A 22,435-nucleotide genomic window follows, 5' to 3' on the forward strand; every position below is an offset into this window, starting at 1 on the left:
AAGGTCGCTTAAAGTTTGGTATTTATTGTGCAGGTTGAAAAATACTTTGTACAATTTCTTCAGTAATTTTCACCTTTATGATCAGTATGCATCCACAAGCAGCCTTAAAAAACAGTAGTGATAAGATGGATTGCAAGGCCTGCCAAACCACCTATAACAGTTCCGTTAATCCTTATGTATTGTAAATCGGCTCCAACTTGCGCCTCCAGCTTATTAGCCATATCTTTGCCTTCCCAGTTATTTATAGTGTCATTTATAAGGTTTCTTATTTCCGCTTTATACTTTACAACTACCTTTATTATCAGTTTTTTCAGGAATAAATCAAACTTATCTTTGAGATCATCTGCGTTCAATGCTTTTGTCATTAAAAAGTCAAAAAATTCTCCAACCTTATCTCTAAGTTTATTCTCCTCATTCTCTCCATATGAAACCAAAGAGTTTTTCAGCTCGTTTAGAACATGGGTTAAATATCCCTGATACAGTTCGGATTCTAAAATCTCGCCTTTCAAAATTTCACCCTTTTCAATAAGTGTTTCTGAGGTTTTGAGCTTATTAACCAGCTTAGGCAGACTGTACGTTAACAAGCTGTTTATATCGGAATCGGAATTGTTTTCGATGCTCTCTATCTGCTTTAAAAGAATTTTCAAAATATTTCTATAGACTATATCTCCTACAACAGGCAGAGCAAGGGTTTTGTTCAAACTTCCGATGAATGCAAGTGTTTCGGTCCGATTATCTTCTACGTAGTTATGAATACATACTAATAGTTCCTTGATAATCGGGCGATGATGGCCTGATGAGACCAATACTTCAAGGAATCTTCCAAGAAGCGGATAGAGTTTTTGATTTTCAAGTGTTTTATTAATGTTGTCTTTTATAAAACTTTCCAGCTTAAGATCTTCAAATAAGTAACTTAGAATATCTGGAAAAGCAGTAACTGCCCTGTCAATTATCTTTTCTCTGTTTTGGTGGAGATAACTTATAAATTCATCTGTCAGTTCAATATTTTCGAGCTTACTCTTAATAATATCCTCTGTAAAGAAGTTTGTTACAACAAAGTCTGAGATCGAACTTCCGATTCGGTCCTTGTTATTTGGTATTATGGCTACATGGGGTATCCATTTTAGCCCCAACGGATACCGGAACAGCGCTACAACAGCAAACCAGTCGGCCAATGCACCTATCATGGATGCTTCAGAAAACGCCACAATGCAGGAACATAAATAGTTGGTTTCTTCAAACCTCTTAAATATAATGTAGATTGCAGTCATGAGCAAAAGCAGCCCTGTAGCTATAAAGCGCATTTTTTTTAATTTTGCAGAATTTTTTTGAATGTTTGTCTTTTCAATCATATAATTTCCACCCTACATTTCCTTTGAATAAGGGACAGTTGAAAAACTTAGTATTTTCCAATTCCCTAAAATATATTTACAAAAAACCTGACTATACATGATTATACTGTAAAACCATTAGCTTTGTTGCACAAAATTTTTAAAATTAAATAAAATGCTGAATAAGGAATACTCAAATTTTGTGACAAAGCATATGTACAAAAACAAATTTAAGTTTATAATAATTAAGAGTGGGGATATATATAACTATCTGAGCGACTTAAAACTTACAAACTATGTTTTCGAAAGGAGATTTCATATGATAGAGGTAAAAGACAATGTCTATTGGGTTGGCATAAAGGACTGGGATTTAAGAAGGTTTCATGGACATGAATTATCTACTCACAGGGGTTCTACCTACAATTCATATATTATTAAAGACGAAAAGACCGTTCTTGTTGATACTGTATGGGGCCCATACAAGGAAGAGTTTGTAGAAAACCTTGACCGTGAAGTAGGTCTTAAGAATATTGATTATATTGTTATAAACCATTGTGAACCTGACCACTCTGGAAGTCTTGGCTATCTGATGTCAAAAATTCCTGGAACACCGATATACTGCTCAAAGCACGGAGAGGAAACTATAAAAAGACATTTTCACGGTGATTGGAATTTAAACGTTGTAAAAACCGGGGACAAACTAAATATCGGTAAGAGTGATCTTATTTTTGTTGAGATGCAGATGATGCACTGGCCTGATAGTATGCTTACATATGTAACAGGCTCGAATGTGGTATTGTCAAACGATGCTTTTGGACAGCACTATTCTCCTGTTTCATTGTTCAACGACCAAGTAAATGAATGTGAACTCTATCAGGAAGCTATAAAATATTTTGCAAACATACTGACACCATTTAGACCTTTGATTAAAAAGAAAATTGAAGAAATTAAGGCTTTAAATCTTCCAATAGATATTATTGCTCCAAGCCATGGTGTTATATGGAGGAAAAATCCTTTACAAATTATTGAAAAGTATTATGAATGGTCTCAGCCTGACTATAGCGAGGGCAATGTTGTAATAGTATACGATACAATGTATGATGCTACAAAGAAGATGGCAGAGGCAATTGGTGAAGGGCTTCTAAAGAACAACGTACCCTACAAACTTTATAATTCCTCAATTACTGATACCAGTGATTTGATTACCGAGCTATTTAAGGCTAAAGCTATTATAGCTGGAAGCTGCACTGTAAATAATGGTCCTTTATCATCAATTTCATTGATAATGGAAGAACTGAAGGCACACAAGATAAAAGGAAAGCCTGCAGCCGGTTTTGGAAGTTATGGCTGGAGCGGTGAGGGTGCAAAGCATATAAGTGAAACACTTGCAAAGAATGGGTTTAACGTTGTTAACGATCCTATACAGTTTAAATACCAGCCAACAACTGATGAATTAAATCTGTGTGTTGAATTTGGAGAGAAGTTTGCTAAAAGCCTTTTATAAGTTAAGTTAGGGGTTGGTTTTAGCCAACCCCTTTTAACTTACAAGTACTTAGACTCAACATTGAAAGAGTAGTTCGAACCAGAGTTGTTATCCCAGTTGCTTGCACTGTCTTTAAACGCTAAATTTAGCTTGTCAGTTGATGTTACAGGGATTTCTGCTTCAAAGCCTTCCTGGGTTCTAGCCATTTTTACGTTTGTCTCATTAGTCCAGCCACTACCAAATCCCATACGCATGTATACCGCATCTGCGCCGGAATTGTAGAGTAATCCCTTATACTTAACTGTTGCCTTGTCTCCCTCAGCTAAAACGTTTGGTGCAATAATAACTCCGTTTTGTATATAATTGTTATACATTATTGAACCAACCCTTTCTATAATTTATTGAGTTTCATGAATAGTATCTTAAAATTTGAAATAAAATATGCTAGTGTTTTTTACATTTAACATTATATATTTGAAAAACAAACTTTTTCTTACATCTTTCGTAATCTATATTATAAATCTATCAAATACATTTTTATGTTATAATAGTTATAAGTTATTTGTAAAATTACAAGAAGGTGGAAAAATATGGGCGATATGTTTTTGATCAACTTATTCAAAGCGTTTTTTGTACTTGGAGGCTTTGGCATAGTCCTTGGGTTTCTAGGCCTTATAGTAGCATATTTTATTGATTCGAGAAATATACGTGAAAATTATGGTAACTTTAGTACAACTTTAGGCAATGCACTGTTTATTATACAAAATATATTTGAGCCCCAGGCAAAGTTCCGGACAGAACAGGTAATTTGGGTAAAAAAAAGGCGAACTCCGGCAGAAAGAATGGTTTCAGGTTTATCGGAGCTGCACTATGATAAAATAAGTATTAGAGGGATTAAAAGTATGAAAAATAGAAAATTTTATGTAAAATCAGGATTTTAAAATTTCGTGAATTTGTAAGACTTTTTCTATTAAGCTCCTTTTATCTTTATCAACTATGGGTTTTACTATTTCCAGTGTTTTTACAATTCCTTCACTGTCAACTTGCCTGTTTGATTGCAGGTTCTTTAGGTGTTGCTTAAGATTTTTGTATGTATCCTGATAAACAGTGGTTCTTTCCAATCTGTCACTTAATGAATTTCTGTGAGGTTCTGGAGAGTATTGAGCGATAACACTTAGCATTTGCATAAGAAGTTCAACATTACTTGTCTCCTGACGCTCTTCCGGGCCTTTTCTGTTTAGCGAATCCCGGGCATTTTTTATTTTATATGCAGCATTTATTCCATTTGTAATCTGTTCAAGTTTCTGGTATCTGTTCATATCTGCTCCTCAAATATAAATCTCTGGTTTTATATTATGTTAAATATGAAATTTTCGTTACAAATAATTATGTTATCGTATGGAATTTACTAGTATAAAGTTTTGTCGCAAAAACATTGAAATATGAAAAATAAACGCCTATAATATAGATTAATATTATAAAAGAGGAAGAGATACGATGGGGTATAAAAGTTTTGATGAGATCAATGAAAAGATAAAAAGTGGCAAGGCTGTAGTTGCTACAGCTGACGAAATCATAGATATTGTAGCTGAAAAGGGTGTAAAGCAGGCAGCAAAAGAGGTTGATGTAGTTACCACTGCAACTTTTGGTCCTATGTGTTCTAGTGGAGCATTCATTAATTTCGGGCATGCAGATCCCCCAATAAGAATGGCAAAGGTTTGGCTAAATGATGTACCCGCGTATGCAGGTATAGCGGCAGTTGATGCATACATTGGAGCTACTGAGGTTTCGGAAACCATGGCAAGTACCTATGGTGGAGCTCACGTAATTGAAGATTTGATAGCTGGAAAAGATATAAAGCTTTATGCAGAAAGCCATGGTACGGATTGCTATCCGAGAAAAGACATAACAACTTACATTAATAAGTCAAATATAAACCAGGCATACATGTTTAATCCTAGAAATGCCTACCAGAACTATTCAGCTGCTACGAATATGTCTGATAAAACTATATATACTTACATGGGAACACTTCTTCCGAATTGCGGTAATGTTACTTACAGTACATCAGGACAACTAAGCCCACTGCTCAATGACCCGAACTATAGAACCATTGGTATTGGAACAAGGGTTTTTATTGGTGGTGCGCAGGGTTATGTAGCCTGGGAGGGTACTCAGCATAACCCTGGGCAGAAGAGAAGCGAAAATGGAGTTCCTATGGGTGGTGCAGGAACATTGGCACTGATTGGTGATATAAAGCAGATGGATACAAGATTTGTAAGAGCGGCAATATTCGAAAAGTACGGTATTTCTTTGTTTGTAGGAGTTGGTATACCTATACCGATTCTGGATGAAGAAATGTTAATTCAGACTGCTGTAAGAGATAAAGATATATTTACAAATATTTATGACTACAGTGTGCCTTCTAGATCTAGGCCGGTATTGAGAACTGTTTCTTATGAGGAGCTTAGAAGCGGGTTTGTTGAATTGAAAGGAAGAAAGGTTTCTACAGCGCCTATGTCAAGCCTTAAAAAGGCAAGGGAGATTGCAGAACTCTTAAAGCAGCAGGTTAAAAATGGAGAATTCCTTATTTCGCAGCCGGTTGCATCGCTTCCTATGGAAAACAAACCTAATAGTCTTGAGGTTAGGGGGCCTGAAAATGAAAAAGATTAAAGTATCGTTGTTTTATCCTGCCTCGGAGGTTACAAAGCCTATAACTTATCACCTTATTAAGGATTTTGACCTTCAGGTTAACATTCTTCATGCCGATATCAGCTTGAACAAGGTGGGGAAACTTGTCATTGATATAATTGGAGAGGATTGTAATATAGAAAATGGTCTTAAATATATAGAAGAACAAGGAATACAATACAAACTGTTTACAAAGAGTATAATATGGCAGGAAAATGACTGTGTGCACTGTGGAGCATGTACAGCAGTGTGCCCATCCGGAGCACTTCAAATGGATAGACTGAACTGGGAACTTACTTTTGATAAGGAAAAATGTATGGTTTGCGAGCTTTGTGTAAAGGCTTGTCCTCTTAAGGTTATGTGTGTGTCTATATGACTTTTGTATTCAGGAGATTTTATGTACGAGGAAAGAGTTTATAGAGATTTGTTCAAAGGCGTCAATTTGAAGTTTTTTGACGTGTGTATTGAAGAAACCGATTTGATGATAGGTGCAACAAAAGAGCTTTATAATGAAGCTCTTTTGTTGGTTAAGAAATACAGGTCAACTCTAAAAGATTATATCAAAGAAAATCCAGAGTTTTTAACAAGCCTTGTACCATTAGAACCTGCCAATAATGCACCTTATATTGTAAAAAGAATGTGTGATTCAACAGCACAAGCAGGAGTAGGACCGATGGCAGCTGTTGCAGGGGCTGTTAGCGAACTTGTAGGACTTGAACTTCTAAAGTTTTCTGATGAAATTATTGTTGAAAATGGTGGCGATATTTTTATTAAGACCAACTCAAAAAGAAAAGTTGGCATATATGCAGGTAAATCGCCTTTAAGTGAGAAAATTGCCATTGAAATAGTTCCTGAAAGGACTCCAATGGGGATATGCACTTCCTCCGGAACGGTTGGACATTCGCTTAGCTTTGGCAAAGCAGATGCAGCTGTTATTATGGCGAGGGATACTTTTTTGTCTGATGCTGTTGCTACCGCAACGGGTAATAGAGTTAAAGAAGCTGGTGACATTGAAAGTGCAATAGAATTTGCATCGGGAATTAAAGGCGTGGAAGGTGTGTTGATTATAGTTGGGGACAAGATTGGTGCATGGGGAGATATAAAACTTACAAGTTTTTGAGAATAAGTCTGCTATTATTAACAAAGGAGGAATAGCATCATGTTATACAGGTATTTTGTTGGTAAGGGCGAAGTAAATATCGAAAGTATTGAAAAAATGTATGATTTGTACCGAAAAGGTATGATCAACCCTACAAGCAAGTTGTATGATGTTGGCAACAATGTATATGTTACAGCAGCTGAAATACCTGAATTCAATGATGTTTTCCAGGGGAATTACTCAAAAGAAGGAAAATTGGTAAAAATGATAAGATACATAAGTTCATTTATTATATTTTTGCTGGTTTTACTGATTAGTATGTTGAGTGCTTTTTTTCATTTGGGAATTAAGGAAATAGAGAAGAATACTACGTATTTTTTTATAAATATGCTGGGAACTTTTATAGGTGTGGTTGCACTAATTGCGCTGGTCACATTTGTTTGTATAAAAGTAAGTAAAACATTCAATTCTTTTTTTATATTAGGTTTCAGTGTTTTATTTCTCATTATTTCAGTATGCATTTTGGTGAGTAGTATTGGATCAATGAAGCATGAGAAGAACGACGAAAAGATATCATTATTACATTATTATGATGAACAATCGTATTTTGAATTATAAATTATAAAGGAGTGAGTTTTACGCTTCCAATAATATTGCTTGTAATATCAAATATATTTATGACTTTTGCCTGGTATGGGCATTTGAGGTATAAAAGTACTGCATTACCCATAGTTATAGTTGTGAGCTGGCTTATCGCTTTTGTAGAGTATTGTTTTCAGGTGCCTGCAAATAGAATTGGGAGTTCTTACTATACAGCGACTCAACTTAAGATCATTCAGGAAGTTATATCCCTGTCTGTGTTTGCGGTATTCTCTGTTTTGTATCTTAAAGAAAGCTTTAGATGGAACTATCTGGTTTCATTCGCTTTCATTTTGGGAGCAGTATTTTTTGCCTTCAAAAAGTGGTAAGAAACTTTGTAAAAAATTTAACAAAAAAATCTCTTTTTTTATCTCGACATATTAATAATTATGGTATAATGTTATCTGAAACTTTTTGATGATTTTAACGCAAGCTTTAAAAGTTGTGCTTTTAAGTCTTGCGTTAGCCCAATATTGGGTTAAAATAAATCAGCTTATAATGTAAGTAAAACTATATTTGTGAAGGGGGATAAAGATTCATGAATTATTCACATGAAGTGGAAGGAATGATTTGTGTTAAAAAAGGACCAAATCATGGACCGGCCCCAATTCCTGAAGAGGGAAAATGGGTCAGGTCAAAGGAAGTAACTGATATATCAGGTTTGTCACACGGTATTGGCTGGTGTGCTCCGCAGCAGGGTTGCTGTAAGCTTACCTTGAACGTTAAGAAGGGTATAATCGAAGAAGCTCTTGTTGAAACTCTTGGATGTTCAGGTATGACACACTCAGCAGCAATGGCAGCTGAAATCCTTGGAGGAAAGACAATTCTTGAAGCTTTGAATACTGACCTTGTTTGTGACGCTATAAACGTTGCAATGAGAGAAATATTCAAACAGCTTGTATACGGTAGAACTCAGACTGCATTCTCAGAAGGCGGACTCCCAATTGGAGCAGGTCTTGAAGATCTTGGTAAAGGACTTCGTTCCCAGGTTGGAACAATGTTCGGAACTAAGGATAAGGGTGTAAGATACCTTGAAATGGCTGAAGGTTATGTATTGGGTATCGGACTTGATGCAGAGAGCGAAGTTATAGGTTATAAATTTGTTCATCTTGGAAAGATGATGGAAGCTATCAGAAAGGGTGTTGACCCTAAGGAAGCTTATGAAAAGAACGTTGGAACATATGGAAGATTTGATGAAGCCGTAAAAGTAATAGATCCAAGGAAAGAATAATATTATTGCGAAGAGAGGTGAGTTAACGTGATTAGATTTGAAGGTTATGAAAGAAGAATAGATGGATTAAATAAATGCTTGGCTGAGTATGGTTTCAAAGACCTTGAAGAGGTTAGAGATCTTTGCTTATCCAAAGGAATAGATGTTGATAAGATAGTTAAGGGCGTACAGCCAATAGCTTTTGAAAATGCAGTATGGGCATATACTTTAGGTTGTGCTATAGCTTTGAAAAAGGGTATAAAGAATGCTGCTGATGCAGCTGAAACTATCGGAATAGGCTTACAGGCTTTCTGTATCCCAGGTTCTGTTGCAGATAGCAGAAAAGTTGGTATAGGACATGGTAACCTTGGTGCAATGCTATTAAGAGAAGAAACAAAATGCTTCTGCTTCTTAGCAGGCCATGAATCCTTTGCAGCTGCAGAAGGTGCTATAGGTATAGCAAAGACTGCAAACAAAGTTAGAAAAGAACCATTAAAGGTTATCCTTAATGGACTTGGTAAGGATGCAGCTTACATAATCTCAAGAATAAACGGTTTCACATATGTGAAAACTGAATATGATTACTATACAGGAGATTTGAAAGTTGCTGAAGAAAGAGCCTTCTCAAAAGGTGATAAGTCAAAAGTTAGAGTGTTTGGTGCTGACGATGTAAATGAGGGTGTTGCTATAATGGCTATGGAAAAAGTTGACGTTTCTATCACTGGGAATTCAACTAACCCAACAAGATTCCAGCATCTAGTTGCAGGTACATATAAGAAATGGGCCGGTGAAAACGGTAAGAAGTATTTCTCAGTTGCATCAGGTGGTGGAACAGGTAGAACACTTCACCCTGATAACATGGGTGCAGGTCCTGCTTCCTATGGTTTAACAGACTCAATGGGAAGAATGCACGGAGATGCTCAGTTTGCAGGTTCATCTTCAGTTCCTGCTCACGTTGAAATGATGGGATTGATAGGTATGGGTAACAATCCTATGGTTGGAGCAACAGTTGCAGTAGCCGTTGCAATTGAAGAAGCAAGCAAATAATTAAAAAAGTAAGATAAAGAAAGCTGCTGCAGGTTACCTGACAGCAGCTTTTTGTATCACTTTTAATTATGTGCAAATGCAGCAAAAAGATCTATTTAACAAGCTTTATTCCGTAAGTGCCATAGTCATTTATGTCCGGAGATGTTTCGCCGTCTGCATGGTATGTTATGAACCTTCCGATAATATCGGCTTGGCCGCCTGAATTTACTGCTCCTTCAAGAAAAAAGGTTGCAAAACCTACAACGTCTACATATTTCTTACCATTGACATATAGAGTGTTTACAACAGGAATAAATATTATTCTTGAGCAATTCTTATTGTAATAGTTATAAGTACATGGAGGAGTGTGGTTACATCTGGAGACCAATGTTTGGATAGAAGTAAATGTTTTTTGAGCAATAACTCCTGTTTCAGTAGGTATTTTATCTCCTACTCTTATTGTACCGCTATAACCATTTAGCAGATTGTCTTCGTAAGTTGAACCGCCGTTGCCTCCAAGGGCAATAGCTGCATAATTACCGTTGTAACCGTCGCTGGCGCCTTCCTTTAAAACATATATATTTCCGTAGACAAAGGTCTGCTTTATAACCGCAATTGGTCTGCACCCGTTTAAGGCAGAGATATTCTCGACCTTTGCCTTAGCTGTTGCTATCACATCCTGGGAATTGTTTCCGAAAACCTTTGCAAAATTGTTTTCTACTGTTTTACTGCTTGTAACTTTAACGGAGCGTTCAGATTCATTAACGATTATAGTTGATTCATTCAGTCCACTGTTGTTTTTGGCTATGTAGTTATTAACTACATTGTTGGTATTGGAGACATTGGTTACCAATTCCTGAGCTCCAGCAAGGGCAGCTGCGTCCACTGTGTTTGAAAGCTTGGCTTTTTCAAAGGCAATTACTCCAACATCGACCGATAGTGCTGCAAATGCTACTATAACAGTTAGTATGATTGCAAAAAATACAAACGTTGTTCCTTTTTTGCTTTTAAATAGTGATGGTATATTCATAACTAAAACCTCCTGCTAATCCTTATTATATAATTCGAGGGGAATATAAAAAAATACTTCTATTTTTATAGGTCGGTAGACTTAAATTGGCATAGGTAATATTAATCAATTTTTTGTTATACGTTTTGTACTGATTATTCTTTAAGAAAACTGGCTATAAAATTTACAGGAGTTATTAAATTTCATTTATTTTTTAAACTTTTTTTAAAGTTTTATAGTATAATTATTATCATGAATTTTAACATAGAGAAAATCTTGAAGGAGTATGCTATATGAGTGATATTGAGTTGCGTAAGGAATTGAATAAATCGAAGAGAATAGTAGTCAAGGTTGGTACTTCTACGCTGACATATGAAAATGGTAGGATAAATTTTACCAGGATTGACAAACTCGTAAGGGTATTGGCTGATCTTGCAAATCAGGGGAAGGAAGTTGTGTTGGTCACTTCTGGAGCTATCGGGGTTGGAGTAAGCAAGCTTAAGCTGCAAAGCAAGCCAAAGACGTTGAGGGAGAAGCAAGCAGTTGCTGCTGTTGGGCAGCTTGAGCTTATGCATATATACGATAAGTTTTTTTCTGAATATGGGCATGTAGTTGGACAGATACTTCTTACGCGTGATGTGGTTGAAAACCATTCAGGAAGAGAGCATGTTATAAATACTTTTGAGACTTTGATTGAGAAAGGGATTATTCCGATTGTTAATGAGAACGATTCTGTGGCTGTCGATGAGATTGAATCAGGGGTTAACAGGGTTTTTGGAGATAATGATACTTTATCTGCCATAGTTGGAGAGCTTGTAAGTGCAGATCTACTCATAATATTATCGGATATTGACGGTTTCTATGACTCTGACCCTAGAAAAAACAGTAGTTCCAAGATGATATCGGTAATAAAGGAAATTACACCTGAGATAGAAAAGTGCGCCGGTGGTGTAGGCTCAGCAAGAGGAACAGGTGGAATGGTCACAAAACTTACGGCAGCAAAGATAGCAACAGCAGCTGGAATTGATATGGTAATTGCAAACGGTGTAGATCCGAACGTAATAATTGAGATTATTAACGGAGAAGATGTAGGTTCTGTATTTTTACATAAAGAGGGATCAAGGAAATAATATGATTAGGATTCTCATAGCAGAAGATATGCAAATGTTGAGGGAAAGCTTGAAATTTATGATTGAAAGTGATGGAGAAATGCAGGTAGTTGCTCTTGCACAAAATGGCAAAGAGGCTTTATCTCTATGCGAAAAGGAATCTCCAGATGTAGTGGTCATGGATTTAAAGATGCCAGGGTTGGATGGTTTTGAAGCTACTAAATTTATTAAGTCAAGATACCCAAACACAAAAGTAATTGCTCTATCAACCTTCAATGATGAGGCAAGTGTTTCAAAGGCAGTCAAATCTGGAGTAGATGGATTTATTACAAAAGATCTGGGCCTCGCAGAACTTCATCAGTCCATAAAAAGTATTTATTTAGGACTGAGGGTATTTCAAAATCTTTCAAGAACTGGCGGTGCAAAAAAGTCATATTGTAGTGCTGAAAGGGAAGCATTGGAATTTAACTTGACTGATAGGGAAATTGAAATCATTAAACATATTTCAGATGGTAAAAGCTATAAAGAGATTGGGGAAGTTATCCATCTTTCAGAGGGAACCGTAAGAAATATGGTCTATGAGCTCCTTGGACGATTTAATCTGAATGACAGAATCCAGTTGGCTGTTTTTGCAGTAAAAAATAATATCATTTAATCTACTGGCTATACTGGTATTTCTGCGTGAATACTGAAACCTTTCTCACCTCCTGAGCCGAAAGAAATCCTGCCATTAATTGAGGATATTCTGCTTTCCATACCTTTTAAGCCATTACCTTTTAAGATCGAAATACAACCTTTGCCATTATCAAATATATAGATATTTATAACTTTTTCACTCAAATTAAGCATCACATTTACGTTACTTGCCTCACCATGTCTTAAAGAATTGGTAAGAGCTTCGCGACAGGTATAATATATTACTGTACTGATTTCCTCGGACAAACTTTCAGGCGGATTACCGCGAATTGAAAAATCAATATTAATTCCCACTGCCATAAATCCTTCAGCCATTGATTTGATTGATTCAATGAGACGGTTTCCTGAAAGATTCACTGCTGCAAAGTTTGAAACTGTATTCCTGAGTTCGGCAAGGCCTTGTTTTGCTACTTCAGAGGCAAGTTTAAATTTATCTTTCGCCATGCTTATATCATTTTCCAGTGTCAGATTCCCAACTTCGAGCAAGGCAATGAGCAGAGATAGACAATGTCCCTGGGAGTCATGAATTTCCGCTGCTATCTTATTTCTTTCTTTTTCAGCGGTTAGCTCTTCTACAGTTTTGGCGTGTACCAAAAGCTTCGCATTAGTATCAGACAGTTTTTGGTTTTGTTCATTCAATTTATTCTGAATCATTTTTTGTTCACTGATATCAATAAATGAAATTACCCAACCGATCAAAGACCTTTCTTCAAAAAGGGGCTGATAATATAGCTGAAACTGTTTGGAATCAAGTTCCACTTCACACTTTAGTCTTTCAAAATCTCCTTTACTGATTGCCTCAATCACCTTTTTTCCATCCTCTTGATATTTGGCATTTAAAGAAAGGAACAGTGATATCTCTGAAGCATCCATTTCTAGTCTAACCTTGCATTTATCAGTTAATATATCTGATAGATACTGATTGAAATATGATATATTACCTTCATAATCAACAATCATAATGCCTTCATTTATATTTTGAATAATTTTGGGGAATGCCATAGGAAGTATATTCAGAAAACTATATTTTAGTGAGGCTATACTAAAGAAAATTACACTGATGAGAAGTGTGCTGGGCACAATATCAATGTTGTTAAATCTGTGATATAAGCCAAAAAAGTAGTAAATGAATGTAACCAGGTAAGATAATAAGATACCTGTAATAAGTATTACATCCCGCTTTTTTACATGTCCATATTTTTTTATGTTGTTTCTAATGATAAGTATACTGCCAAATAAGAAATAACAATATTGCACAGCAATTTGAAGCCAAAACCCCCAGTAAAGATATAGTATTCCATCAGCATAACGGGTAAAAAACCGGTGGTAAATTGAGGTATATGACATGAGTGCACAAGGCACAGAAGGTAATAGAATTTGTATTGCTTTTTTAATATTCAAACCGTTTACAATGAATTTGCTTTTAGTATAATATAAACTGAAAATAAACCATAATGGTCCAAATAGAAATCCTGCAGCGTACTTTAATAATATAGTGATTTCCATCAAAGGTTTGTTGAAAGGGGCTATTAAAATTACTAGCATTTCACCGAGAGACCAATATAAACAACATGAAACAAATGCTATATATGCTTTGACAGATGCAGCTTTCTGTTTCCTTAACAACAGGATTATTAATGTTGCCATATAGGCTACTGAAGAAATTATGAGTACGATTAATTCAAGTTTGTATTTTATTTGTTCAGGCATAGTTAAAAGGCCTTTCCAAGGGAAATAAATTGTATATCTATTTTATCACAGCATACCTAAAGAAGAAAGCTTAATGAAGGTTATAACATTGCTGCATTAGTGCAAGAAACTGTTCAACAGTCTTGGCTAATGCAGCTTTTATAACTGAAAAGCTTAGTTTAAATAAGTTTCAAGGAATTTCAGAACACTGCTTTCATATTCTTCCTTATCTTCAGTATACATGGCATTACAGTGGCCTGAGTTCTCGAATATACATTTTTCTTTTGGACCTATTGCAGCATCATACAGTGCATCTACTTCACTTACCGATACATTAGTGTCATTCAAGCCATGAATGAATAAAGCCGGTTTATCCATATTTTTCATGGAATTTGTATAAGGTGAAGGCAGCATACTTACCGGATAAGCAGATATATCATCGCCATATACTTCTGCAAAAATGTTAACTACATCATTTCCAATAGATTCCCATGTAAAATATGGTGAATATGTAGGGATAATTGCGTTTGCACCATCAAAAATGGCTGCCTTTATATCGTTGCTGAACGGAGCAAATAATTCAGCATTACATGCTCCATATGAAAAGCCGTAGATGGCAATTTTGTTATTGTCAACATCATGTCTTGTTTTTAAATAATGCACAGCAGATCCAACATCTTTAATTTCATTTGACATCAGTTCTGTATATTTTTCGGGTGTTTCGTAATAGTTCCAGTACCTTGAATTATATGCCAATATCTGATATCCGTTATCAAGCAGGAATTTCAATTTAGGAACTTCCCAAAGGGCAGTACTTCCATAACCATGAAGCATAATAATTGTACCTTTTGCATTTTTTACAGGGAAAAACAAGCCCTTGAGTGTAATTCCATCTTCGGTTTTAAATTTTACATTCTTGTACTTTGCTTGAATAAATTTTTCCACAGGATTTTTTTCTATAATCTCATAGCCAACCCTATGAGGTTCATCGCTCGGGAATTTCGTTAAAAGGTAAGTAAGTCCATGAGCGAAGGATTTCTGAAATTCCTCACCTGTTTTTATACCGTAATACTGTTGCCATTCAATGTCTTTTTGAGCTAATTGGTCGTAAATATCAGTTACAATAAAATTTGAAGGCTCGGAAGTTGAGTTCCCGGATTTTCCGGTGACAATTAAGGAGATTTTCCCACCGGTTGGAATTACTTTGTTACGTGAAACAGAAGATATGGTATAGTGGTTATCCTGACTTTTTTCAATTTTGGCGTTTAATACACATGTTATTGTTCTGTCCCAATCAAATTCAAGTTTCCACTGGTCAAGTTCTCTACTGCTGTTGTTTTGAATGGTAATCTTGCTCAAAAACCTGCAATTCCAGTTACCTTCCGCTTCATACTTGATTTCGACTTCCGAAGATGCATTGGCAAATGACACTGACAATAGCTGAATACCGAGTAAGCTAAGTATAAGCAGCCAGCAAAAGATTTTTTTACGGTTTGTTTTCATAACACATTCCCTCCAAGATCATTATTTTAATTCTATGATATTATGTTGTTTGTCATCTTGGTAAGTGCAGTTCATCATATAAATTTAAGCACTTTGTCACTTTTATAAAATATTAAATATTGGGATTAAGTAAATTGCAGGTTTATTATTAACATGTATGTTGTAAAAGGCATTTTTATTATGTAAAATTATATATATATAACCTTGGGATATATCCTAGTTGGTTGGTAAGCAGGTGACTTTGGATGGTAATTAATATATACAAAGGACTATTTGGTCGTAAGTTCTTTAATAAGGTATTTTTAATATACTCATTAACTACAATATGTGCGATTATAATAATTGCTTACATGTCGTCACTTAATATTGACATATCACTTAAGAACAAAGAGACTGAAAATAATGGTAAGGTATTGACAAGCATAAATGCCTATTTTGAGCAAAAGATTGCATCTTCCAGAAGCATAGCTGTAAACATATATACTAGCAGATCAATTAATGCAGAAATTGTCTATCTTATGAAAAATGGATACTATAAGCATCTCCAATATAAATATGACAAGCTTCTTTCAAGCCCGGAAAACAAATACAATGGTTTTGAGAGTTATTTTGATTCGTGTCTTTACAGGGACAGGGATATTCTCGGCATCTCTATATACAGCGGTACTCAGTCTGAAGCGTTTGTCTATTCCAACACAGGGCTGAGCATATATGATAAAGATCCGGTAATAACAAACTATTTTAAAAATCAGTCTGTAAACGATCAAGGTGTAATGATTATTCCGACCCATCCGGTTAATTTCCTGAATGATAGCAATGCTTCCCGCGTATTTACAGTTGTTTACCAGGTTAAAGATACTTTTTCTTCCGACGTATCAGGTTATATAACTATAGACTACTCAATTGACGGTATTAAAAACGAATTCAGTAAATATTCAAATGATTATAAAGGTACTGTATTAATATTTACACAGCAGGGTAAAACTATTTTTGATTCTTCAGATACGTACTATAATAATGACTATCCCTTTTATAGCAGTTTGAATGACACTAAAGGTGCTTCTCAGCTTTATAAGAACAATATAGTAAATACTGTTATATCACTCGATTCGGGTACTCTGGCAGCAGCAATTCTTCCCCAACAACTGCTTGAGGACGGCAGGAACCGTTCAGGCAGAACTATTTTCCTGATTTCTTTTGCCTGTATTATTGCCACTTTACTTCTAACCTTTATTACAATGCTGACTTTTTCAAAACGTATAGGTTCATTAATGTCCGGAATAAAGAGTATAGATTCAGGCGACCTTTCAAGTAGAATAACCATAAAAAGCAAGCAGGATGAAATAAGTGAGATAGCCGGAAGCTTTAACAATATGTGTGATCATTTAAACGAGTACATAGAAAAAGTGTATATGTCGGAAATAAAGCAAAAACAAGCTCAGCTAAAAGCGCTTGAGGCGCAGATTAATCCCCACTTTTTATATAATACCCTGGAATCCATAAGGATGAGGGCTCTTGTAAACGGCTCGAAAGATGTTGCTGAAATGATTTATCTCCTATCCTCGCTTTTCAGAAATTCCGTTAAGGGAAAATTTGTTATAACTATTGGCGAAGAAATAAAATATTGTAAAATGTACATAGAACTCTTTAATATGCGATTTATAGATAATATCCAGGTAACCTTTGATATTAAAGAAGATACTGCATGCAAGCTATGGTATCATGAAGCATTCAATACAGCCTCTGATCGAAAACTATATTGTTCATGGAATTGACACTGATAGACCCGATAATTTATTGACAATCAGGGCTTTTAAGCATGAGGGTGATATATACATATATGTTATAGACAATGGAAGCGGTATACCGGAAGAAAAGTTAAACCATATTAAGCAGAAGCTTAAGAACCCCGATGTGGAAAGTAGTTCTGGTCTGGGTCTGACAAATGTAAATGAACGGATAATGTTGTTATTCGGAAGCAGTTATGGAATGGACATATACAGTGAGTACGAAAAGGGAACTGTTGTTATGCTAAAATTACCTGCCAAAACAAGAGAGGAGCTGGAAAGCAATGTACAGAATGTTAATAGCAGATGATGAACCTTTCATTGTTGAGGGGCTTAAATACATTATGAACTGGGAAGAGTTCGGTATTGAGCTGATAGGTACAGCTTCGAACGGTTTTGAAGCATTGGAGCTAATAAAAAAGGGAGGAGCAGACCTCCTTATTACAGATATAAAAATGCCTAAAATGAGTGGGCTGGAACTAATACAAAAGGTAAAGGAGCTTAAGCTAAACACTCGTTTTATTATCTTAAGCGGCTATGATGACTTTGAATATTTGAAGGAGTCGATAAAGCTTGGTATAGAGAATTACCTTCTAAAGCCAATAAACTGCGAAGAACTCGAAGAAACAATAGTGAATGCAAGAAATAAACTTGAAAGCCAGAATTTGCAAAATTCGTATTCAAATAAAGATATGGATATTATAAAAAATAATATCCTCTATAGGTGGGTTACTGCCTCCATAAGCGAGAGTGAACTATTAGAGAGGGCTTCGCTTCTTGATATTCCATTGGAATATTCAAAATATGTAGCATGTATTCTCAGACTTTTTCCAAATACAGATGCCGGTGACGACTTGTACGTACTTATACAAAAAGCAGAAGAAATTTGCGCTAATGCAATAAAGTCCTGCAACTCAGGAGTTATATTTTGTACTCCTGAAAACAACATTGTATTCATAATGAATGATTTGGAAGAGTCTCATAATCTAGCTAGGCATTGTATAAGCAATTTGAAGGATGACTTGAATGTAAACTGTTTTATTACGATTGGCAGCATTGAGAATGATTATAAAATTGTATCGAGAAGCTACTTCAGAGCGCTGGAATTGCAGCAGCACTCAATAATAATGCCGGCCAATAGCATACTTGATTACTTAAGCTTTATGAAAAGGTCAACAGAAAAGAATGAAAGTATTAGTCCTTTAATAAAAAGAGTTTTAGAGTACGTCAAAAATAACCATTCCAGTGATCTTAGCTTAAAAACATTAGCAATTGACTTCAACGCCAATTCCAACTACTTGGGACAATTGTTCAAAGAAGAAACAGGCGAATATTTCTCTGATTATTTAAATATGGTAAGAATAAACAAAGCAAAGGAACTCCTTCAAAGCACTGGCAAAAGTACTAAAGACATCTCCGTCGATGTAGGATATAAGGATGTAAACTATTTCTACAAAACTTTTAAAAAGTATTGTGGAGTTTCACCTTCAGAGTTTCGGAGCATGTAGACGATTCTACTGACCTGACTTTTTTGATATCCACTGATCGATTTGCCTCTGCTGTTCATCCATAACTTTGTCAAGTCCAGCCTTCTTGTATTTTTCAATCACCTTGGGAATATAAATTTTAGGATCAACTGCGCCAACAAAAACAGGTGCTTCTACTTCCTCAGTTACTTCTGTTATTTTGGCTATCTCACTTTCTACTGGTGTCGGGTCAAAGTTGAATTCCAACAAAGGTGAAATAATTGCCCTTGAATCAAAATCTTTGAAATCCTCGTTCAATGTTTTAGGATAATAGGACATGGAATATGCCAGATAACTGTTTCCGTAGGTATGATTTGCAATAGAATACCCATTGCCGCACATATCTATAACATTTTCCGAAACCTTTTTATAGTGTATCCCCTCTATACCGTATCCTAACAGGTTGTATAAATACTTGTCGGTATTAAGCAATTCCAAAAACATCATTACCCTTTCCGGGTCCTCAGAGGTAGAGGATATTGCCTGCATATGATATTCTATATCCTTTTTGGTAATAAACGGCTGCCTTAAGGGTACAGTTACAACATCGTACCCCAAGCGGTTTGAAAGCTCACTTGAGACCCTGGGATTGTATGCTGAAGCACCGACAAACCAATTTCCAGTTTTCTCATAGCCAGCTATACTTTTTATAGTGGCTGCATCTTGAAGAATATAGGCTTTTTTATACCATTTATGCATTAAAGCTGCATATTGCTGAAACTCGGGTGTTTCAAAAGTATTCACCAGCTTGTAGTCTGTCCGGTTATCAAAGTATAAAGCACTTGGTACCTGCTCGTCGATTCTTTCCATAGGCATGGAAAAAGCGGAACAAGAATATGCACATATCAGGTAAGGGACAACATCGGGTTCATTTTCCTTTATAACCTGAAACATAGGTTCCAAATCTTCAAGCTCTGAGACGGATGATATGTCAAATCCATACTTTTGCACATATTTTTTATTAAGTGTAATACAGAATTGGTGCCCAAGTTCCTTTATCGACGGAACGGCGTATATTTTACCGTTTACTTTTGCACCATCCAACAATACTTTGGGAGAACGCTCCAAAATACCCTTTCCGTATTTCTCTAGCAAGGTATCAAGCTCAACGAAAGATCCTTTTAAGGAGTTTTGGACATAGCTGTTTATCCAAGCAGATGTAAAGCATAAATCAAACTTTTGACCGGATGAAATTACTGACTTAATTTCCTTATCGTAATTGTTAAAATCAATCAATTCCAACTTTAGTCTGGCATTTATTTTTTTCTTAAGGTATTTGTTAACCTCTTCTAAGACAAGTCCGGAATCCTTCTGAGGAGTATTCATATGATACCAGACAATTTCATATTCCGGTAATGGAGAACTACTGTCATTTTGTTTCAGCGTTCCATTACTCTGCAAATTTTGATCACATGCAGCAAAAAGAATAGTAATGCATAAGAGAATTAAAACACATAATTTAATTTTAATAGTGCTCCTGCCCATTTAACACTTTCCCCCTAATAATAGCGATGCTGGCAATATAAAACTATATCTCTATGTAATATTAATGGTCTATATTGAGTAATTACATTTAGTCTGCGAGGTTCTGCAGCGTTAGGTTATACTTTGATGAAAGTCAGTATTGACTAATGCAAGATGTTTTTGAAGAAGTATATAGTTGTATTATACAAATTATACCATGCTTTGGCTTATTAATCAAAGCAGATATTAAAATTATCGTAATTAAATATAAAATAATGATAATCAAAATGATTAATTTTAACAGCAAATGCTTAATATGTAAAAAATGCGGCAGGAGAGCCACAATCCTGCCGCATTTTTTATATTATATTTTAATAAACGTATACCATTTTTCCAACTCTTAATGCAATTGGTTTTGACCACAGCCATTTATTTGTTGCACTATCATCAAAATAATACAATGCGCCGTTCGTTGGGTCAACCCCGTTAAGCGCTTCCAATGCGGCTTGTTTTGCAGAAGATGTTGCAGGTTTGTTTATCCAACCGTTTTCAACGGGTGTAAACTGATAATAGCGGCTATCCTTCTGATAAATGACACCACTAATGGTGTTTGGAAACTGGGAACTCTTTACCCTGTTTACCACTACTGCACCAACCCCAACCTTTGCTTGATAGGGCTCACTGGCTGCTTCAGCATTGATGAGCCTTGCAAGCAAATCGAGTTCATAAGCGGAATAGGATATTGCCGATTTACTGGTATTTACTCCATTTGCAATAGGTAAAACTAACTTCTGACCAATATAAAGTGAATTGTCCCACTTATTGTTTGCTTTTCTCAAGGATAAAAGCGAAATTCCAGCTCTTTTAGCAATAAGGTAGAGTGAGTCACCGCTTTTTACTGTATAATCTACGCCCGGAACTTTGAGTACCTGGCCGGGATAGATTGTATTGCTCGACAAATTATTATCTGTCTTAATTTTTGTTGTACTTGTGTTGAAGGTCTGGCTGATGGAATAAATTGAGTCATTGTTTACAACAGTGTAACTGCTTGCATTGACTGGTATAGCCAACGCTAAAGTTAAGGCTGTAGTAGCAATAAATACTGCTGCCTTTTTAGTAAAATACATATTAAATTCCCCCTTTTAGCCTTCGAGGTTAGTTGACGGGTTCGGGTTAAGGTACCCTACTCAATAGATGAGATTCACCCCGGATATTGCATCCCCCGTACTCCTTATGGAGATTCGGCTTTACCGTGCTATTTTAACAGAGACCACGGGGTAACTCCATACAAAGATTATGGAAACTAAGGAAATATTCAGTGCCTCGCTTCTGAATCACAAAACCTGAAGTGCCCTATTATATTTTGTGAATTGTACCAATTGAGCAAATGGTTTTCCTCTTTCGGGTATGTACTGGCATTGTGAATTATATAGGGTACACCATTTTTGCCTCTTTTATCAGATATGATGGCAACATGCTGCGGTAAAACAACGATGTCTCCCCTTTGCCATTGTACCAGGTTGCTTTTGTCATAAGGTATGACTTCTGTTGTTAAATTCATGGCATATTTCTTGAAAAAAACATACTGGTTCTTAACACGCCTGAAATCAATATTTGGATCGGGGTTTGCAACTGAGCCGGAATAATCCTGTAGATTTTGTTTGATATCTTTATCAATATTGGATTTAAGGTCGTAGCCTGCATTTTTAAGGGCTCTCCATACAACATCGGTACAAACCCCTTCAGTTTGGGGAGGATAGCCGCCTGAATAATATTCGCTCTTGTATTTAGGGTGGTTTCGAATTTCCTTTCTGGCACCCTCTAAAATGTCATCAAGATCAGAAATACCGTCTTTATCCATGTCGCTGTTTACTACAAGATTTTCTACATCTATCTTTGGTCTCATAAAATATAAATAATCTCCGTAAAGAAAGTAGTTGATAGGCATAATAGCTGCAATACCCAAAATTAAAACAACACTGCTAATTATTAATACTTTTTTCATCCTATTGCTCCCGTTTTTAAGTAATCAAGTAAAATTAATATTCTGCCAGATCAATAATTATACTATAACTTTTTACTGAACAATACAATATAGTTGAAGATTTTGACTGGCTGTAAAAAATTCAGTTGATGTAGTTTTAATGGATATAAACCTTTCCGCAAATCAAAA

23 protein-coding genes, 1 pseudogene and 1 riboswitch are annotated in these 22,435 nt (G+C 35.7%); of the genes and pseudogenes, 14 read left to right on the plus strand and 10 right to left on the minus strand.

Annotation, left to right across the window (positions count from 1 at the left end):
* Positions 1 to 104: 104 nt before the first annotated feature.
* Positions 105 to 1,352 (minus strand): DUF445 domain-containing protein, encoded by a 1,248-nt coding sequence (locus ACECE_RS0220220; protein WP_010250557.1) that lies wholly within the window; start codon positions 1,350 to 1,352, stop codon positions 105 to 107.
* Between the two features lie 298 nt (positions 1,353 to 1,650).
* Between ACECE_RS0220220 and ACECE_RS0220225 the strand changes: the two genes are divergently transcribed.
* Positions 1,651 to 2,835, plus strand: a complete 1,185-nt coding sequence (locus ACECE_RS0220225; protein WP_026073933.1) for an oxygen-binding di-iron domain-containing protein — start codon at positions 1,651 to 1,653, stop codon at positions 2,833 to 2,835.
* Positions 2,836 to 2,873: 38 nt separating this feature from the next.
* Here the strand turns inward: ACECE_RS0220225 and ACECE_RS0220230 are convergent, their stop codons facing one another.
* Positions 2,874 to 3,188, minus strand: coding sequence for a carbohydrate-binding protein (locus ACECE_RS0220230; protein ID WP_010250562.1), 315 nt, complete (start codon positions 3,186 to 3,188; stop codon positions 2,874 to 2,876).
* A 216-nt stretch (positions 3,189 to 3,404) separates the two neighbouring features.
* On the opposite strand from ACECE_RS0220230, the gene ACECE_RS0220235 reads away from it, so the two are divergent.
* Complete coding sequence (locus ACECE_RS0220235; RefSeq protein WP_010250563.1) at positions 3,405 to 3,755, plus strand: hypothetical protein; 351 nt, start codon at positions 3,405 to 3,407, stop codon at positions 3,753 to 3,755.
* Here the strand turns inward: ACECE_RS0220235 and ACECE_RS0220240 are convergent.
* Positions 3,744 to 4,133, minus strand: coding sequence for a hypothetical protein (locus ACECE_RS0220240; RefSeq protein WP_010250565.1), 390 nt, complete (start codon positions 4,131 to 4,133; stop codon positions 3,744 to 3,746). The genes ACECE_RS0220235 and ACECE_RS0220240 overlap by 12 nt on opposite strands.
* A 178-nt stretch (positions 4,134 to 4,311) precedes the next feature.
* Between ACECE_RS0220240 and ACECE_RS0220245 the strand changes: the two genes are divergently transcribed.
* The 7 genes from ACECE_RS0220245 (at position 4,312) to ACECE_RS0220275 (ending at position 9,500) form a co-directional block, all read left to right on the plus strand.
* Positions 4,312 to 5,487, plus strand: a complete 1,176-nt coding sequence (locus ACECE_RS0220245; RefSeq protein WP_010250567.1) for a homocysteine biosynthesis protein — start codon at positions 4,312 to 4,314, stop codon at positions 5,485 to 5,487.
* Complete coding sequence (locus ACECE_RS0220250; protein WP_010250569.1) at positions 5,474 to 5,881, plus strand: NIL domain-containing protein; 408 nt, start codon at positions 5,474 to 5,476, stop codon at positions 5,879 to 5,881. Before ACECE_RS0220245 ends, ACECE_RS0220250 begins: the two co-directional genes overlap by 14 nt.
* A gap of 21 nt (positions 5,882 to 5,902) precedes the next feature.
* Complete coding sequence (locus tag ACECE_RS0220255; protein WP_010250571.1) at positions 5,903 to 6,625, plus strand: UPF0280 family protein; 723 nt, start codon at positions 5,903 to 5,905, stop codon at positions 6,623 to 6,625.
* A 39-nt stretch (positions 6,626 to 6,664) separates the two neighbouring features.
* Positions 6,665 to 7,222 carry a hypothetical protein gene (locus ACECE_RS0220260; RefSeq protein ID WP_010250573.1) on the plus strand — a complete coding sequence of 186 codons (558 nt, stop codon included), beginning with the start codon at positions 6,665 to 6,667 and terminating at the stop codon, positions 7,220 to 7,222.
* 11 nt (positions 7,223 to 7,233) lie between these two features.
* Positions 7,234 to 7,572 carry a DMT family protein gene (locus ACECE_RS0220265; RefSeq protein WP_010250575.1) on the plus strand — a complete coding sequence of 113 codons (339 nt, stop codon included), beginning with the start codon at positions 7,234 to 7,236 and terminating at the stop codon, positions 7,570 to 7,572.
* Between the two features lie 209 nt (positions 7,573 to 7,781).
* Positions 7,782 to 8,474, plus strand: coding sequence for an iron-sulfur cluster assembly scaffold protein (locus ACECE_RS0220270; protein ID WP_010250577.1), 693 nt, complete (start codon positions 7,782 to 7,784; stop codon positions 8,472 to 8,474).
* 27 nt (positions 8,475 to 8,501) lie between these two features.
* Complete coding sequence (locus tag ACECE_RS0220275) at positions 8,502 to 9,500, plus strand: GGGtGRT protein (RefSeq protein ID WP_010250579.1); 999 nt, start codon at positions 8,502 to 8,504, stop codon at positions 9,498 to 9,500.
* A 91-nt stretch (positions 9,501 to 9,591) separates the two neighbouring features.
* Here ACECE_RS0220275 and ACECE_RS0220280 read toward each other — a convergent pair whose 3' ends face one another.
* Entirely contained in the window at positions 9,592 to 10,509 is a 918-nt protein-coding gene (locus ACECE_RS0220280) for a Tad domain-containing protein (protein WP_010250581.1), read from the minus strand.
* A 272-nt stretch (positions 10,510 to 10,781) separates the two neighbouring features.
* Here ACECE_RS0220280 and proB point away from each other — a divergent pair, with 272 nt between their 5' ends.
* Both proB and ACECE_RS0220290 read left to right on the plus strand, forming a co-directional pair.
* Positions 10,782 to 11,618 carry a glutamate 5-kinase gene (proB, locus tag ACECE_RS0220285; RefSeq protein WP_010250583.1) on the plus strand — a complete coding sequence of 279 codons (837 nt, stop codon included), beginning with the start codon at positions 10,782 to 10,784 and terminating at the stop codon, positions 11,616 to 11,618.
* Position 11,619: 1 nt separating this feature from the next.
* On the plus strand, positions 11,620 to 12,252 hold the full coding sequence (locus ACECE_RS0220290) for a response regulator transcription factor (protein WP_010250585.1): 633 nt from the start codon (positions 11,620 to 11,622) through the stop codon (positions 12,250 to 12,252).
* 8 nt (positions 12,253 to 12,260) lie between these two features.
* Here the strand turns inward: ACECE_RS0220290 and ACECE_RS31940 are convergent, their stop codons facing one another.
* From ACECE_RS31940 to ACECE_RS0220300, 3 genes and pseudogenes are all read right to left on the minus strand, one after another.
* Positions 12,261 to 13,253, minus strand: coding sequence for a sensor histidine kinase (locus ACECE_RS31940; RefSeq protein WP_235715987.1), 993 nt, complete (start codon positions 13,251 to 13,253; stop codon positions 12,261 to 12,263).
* Between the two features lie 54 nt (positions 13,254 to 13,307).
* Positions 13,308 to 14,003, minus strand: a pseudogene (locus tag ACECE_RS32440) (histidine kinase N-terminal 7TM domain-containing protein); the annotation flags it as partial.
* Positions 14,004 to 14,156: 153 nt separating this feature from the next.
* The gene (locus tag ACECE_RS0220300) at positions 14,157 to 15,485 is read right to left on the minus strand and encodes a cellulose binding domain-containing protein (RefSeq protein WP_010250589.1); all 1,329 of its coding nucleotides are present in this window, start codon (positions 15,483 to 15,485) and stop codon (positions 14,157 to 14,159) included.
* A gap of 245 nt (positions 15,486 to 15,730) precedes the next feature.
* Here ACECE_RS0220300 and ACECE_RS0220305 point away from each other — a divergent pair, with 245 nt between their 5' ends.
* From ACECE_RS0220305 to ACECE_RS0220315, 3 genes are read left to right on the plus strand one after another with little or no spacing between them, the layout of a single operon-like run.
* Complete coding sequence (locus tag ACECE_RS0220305) at positions 15,731 to 17,260, plus strand: cache domain-containing sensor histidine kinase (RefSeq protein WP_026073935.1); 1,530 nt, start codon at positions 15,731 to 15,733, stop codon at positions 17,258 to 17,260.
* Positions 17,208 to 17,582, plus strand: coding sequence for a sensor histidine kinase (locus ACECE_RS0220310; protein WP_026073936.1), 375 nt, complete (start codon positions 17,208 to 17,210; stop codon positions 17,580 to 17,582). The genes ACECE_RS0220305 and ACECE_RS0220310 overlap by 53 nt, the downstream gene beginning before the upstream one ends.
* Positions 17,557 to 18,780, plus strand: a complete 1,224-nt coding sequence (locus ACECE_RS0220315; RefSeq protein WP_010250591.1) for a response regulator transcription factor — start codon at positions 17,557 to 17,559, stop codon at positions 18,778 to 18,780. Before ACECE_RS0220310 ends, ACECE_RS0220315 begins: the two co-directional genes overlap by 26 nt.
* A 6-nt stretch (positions 18,781 to 18,786) precedes the next feature.
* Here ACECE_RS0220315 and ACECE_RS0220320 read toward each other — a convergent pair whose 3' ends face one another.
* From ACECE_RS0220320 to ACECE_RS0220330, 3 genes are all read right to left on the minus strand, one after another.
* Positions 18,787 to 20,283, minus strand: coding sequence for an ABC transporter substrate-binding protein (locus ACECE_RS0220320; protein ID WP_010250593.1), 1,497 nt, complete (start codon positions 20,281 to 20,283; stop codon positions 18,787 to 18,789).
* Positions 20,284 to 20,633: 350 nt separating this feature from the next.
* On the minus strand, positions 20,634 to 21,389 hold the full coding sequence (locus ACECE_RS0220325) for a cell wall hydrolase (protein WP_010250594.1): 756 nt from the start codon (positions 21,387 to 21,389) through the stop codon (positions 20,634 to 20,636).
* Between the two features lie 3 nt (positions 21,390 to 21,392).
* Positions 21,393 to 21,519, minus strand: a riboswitch (cyclic di-AMP (ydaO/yuaA leader).
* A 58-nt stretch (positions 21,520 to 21,577) separates the two neighbouring features.
* Entirely contained in the window at positions 21,578 to 22,267 is a 690-nt protein-coding gene (locus ACECE_RS0220330) for a DUF1287 domain-containing protein (protein ID WP_010250596.1), read from the minus strand.
* Between the last annotated feature and the right edge of the window lie 168 nt (positions 22,268 to 22,435).

Source organism: Acetivibrio cellulolyticus CD2, from assembly GCF_000179595.2.
GTDB classification, from domain to species: Bacteria; Bacillota; Clostridia; order Acetivibrionales; family Acetivibrionaceae; genus Acetivibrio; species Acetivibrio cellulolyticus.

Bases quoted from the DNA above. Each gene is read 5' to 3' on its own strand.
- ACECE_RS0220220 (WP_010250557.1), bottom strand. From the start codon at position 1,352: ATGATTGAAAAGACAAACATTCAAAAAAATTCTGCAAAATTAAAAAAA.
- ACECE_RS0220225 (WP_026073933.1), top strand. From the start codon at position 1,651: ATGATAGAGGTAAAAGACAATGTCTATTGGGTTGGCATAAAGGACTGG.
- ACECE_RS0220230 (WP_010250562.1), bottom strand. From the start codon at position 3,188: ATGTATAACAATTATATACAAAACGGAGTTATTATTGCACCAAACGTT.
- ACECE_RS0220235 (WP_010250563.1), top strand. From the start codon at position 3,405: ATGGGCGATATGTTTTTGATCAACTTATTCAAAGCGTTTTTTGTACTT.
- ACECE_RS0220240 (WP_010250565.1), bottom strand. From the start codon at position 4,133: ATGAACAGATACCAGAAACTTGAACAGATTACAAATGGAATAAATGCT.
- ACECE_RS0220245 (WP_010250567.1), top strand. From the start codon at position 4,312: ATGGGGTATAAAAGTTTTGATGAGATCAATGAAAAGATAAAAAGTGGC.
- ACECE_RS0220250 (WP_010250569.1), top strand. From the start codon at position 5,474: ATGAAAAAGATTAAAGTATCGTTGTTTTATCCTGCCTCGGAGGTTACA.
- ACECE_RS0220255 (WP_010250571.1), top strand. From the start codon at position 5,903: ATGTACGAGGAAAGAGTTTATAGAGATTTGTTCAAAGGCGTCAATTTG.
- ACECE_RS0220260 (WP_010250573.1), top strand. From the start codon at position 6,665: ATGTTATACAGGTATTTTGTTGGTAAGGGCGAAGTAAATATCGAAAGT.
- ACECE_RS0220270 (WP_010250577.1), top strand. From the start codon at position 7,782: ATGAATTATTCACATGAAGTGGAAGGAATGATTTGTGTTAAAAAAGGA.
- ACECE_RS0220280 (WP_010250581.1), bottom strand. From the start codon at position 10,509: ATGAATATACCATCACTATTTAAAAGCAAAAAAGGAACAACGTTTGTA.
- proB (WP_010250583.1), top strand. From the start codon at position 10,782: ATGAGTGATATTGAGTTGCGTAAGGAATTGAATAAATCGAAGAGAATA.
- ACECE_RS0220290 (WP_010250585.1), top strand. From the start codon at position 11,620: ATGATTAGGATTCTCATAGCAGAAGATATGCAAATGTTGAGGGAAAGC.
- ACECE_RS31940 (WP_235715987.1), bottom strand. From the start codon at position 13,253: ATGATTGTTGATTATGAAGGTAATATATCATATTTCAATCAGTATCTA.
- ACECE_RS0220300 (WP_010250589.1), bottom strand. From the start codon at position 15,485: ATGAAAACAAACCGTAAAAAAATCTTTTGCTGGCTGCTTATACTTAGC.
- ACECE_RS0220305 (WP_026073935.1), top strand. From the start codon at position 15,731: ATGGTAATTAATATATACAAAGGACTATTTGGTCGTAAGTTCTTTAAT.
- ACECE_RS0220310 (WP_026073936.1), top strand. From the start codon at position 17,208: ATGAAGCATTCAATACAGCCTCTGATCGAAAACTATATTGTTCATGGA.
- ACECE_RS0220315 (WP_010250591.1), top strand. From the start codon at position 17,557: ATGTACAGAATGTTAATAGCAGATGATGAACCTTTCATTGTTGAGGGG.
- ACECE_RS0220320 (WP_010250593.1), bottom strand. From the start codon at position 20,283: ATGGGCAGGAGCACTATTAAAATTAAATTATGTGTTTTAATTCTCTTA.
- ACECE_RS0220325 (WP_010250594.1), bottom strand. From the start codon at position 21,389: ATGTATTTTACTAAAAAGGCAGCAGTATTTATTGCTACTACAGCCTTA.
- ACECE_RS0220330 (WP_010250596.1), bottom strand. From the start codon at position 22,267: ATGAAAAAAGTATTAATAATTAGCAGTGTTGTTTTAATTTTGGGTATT.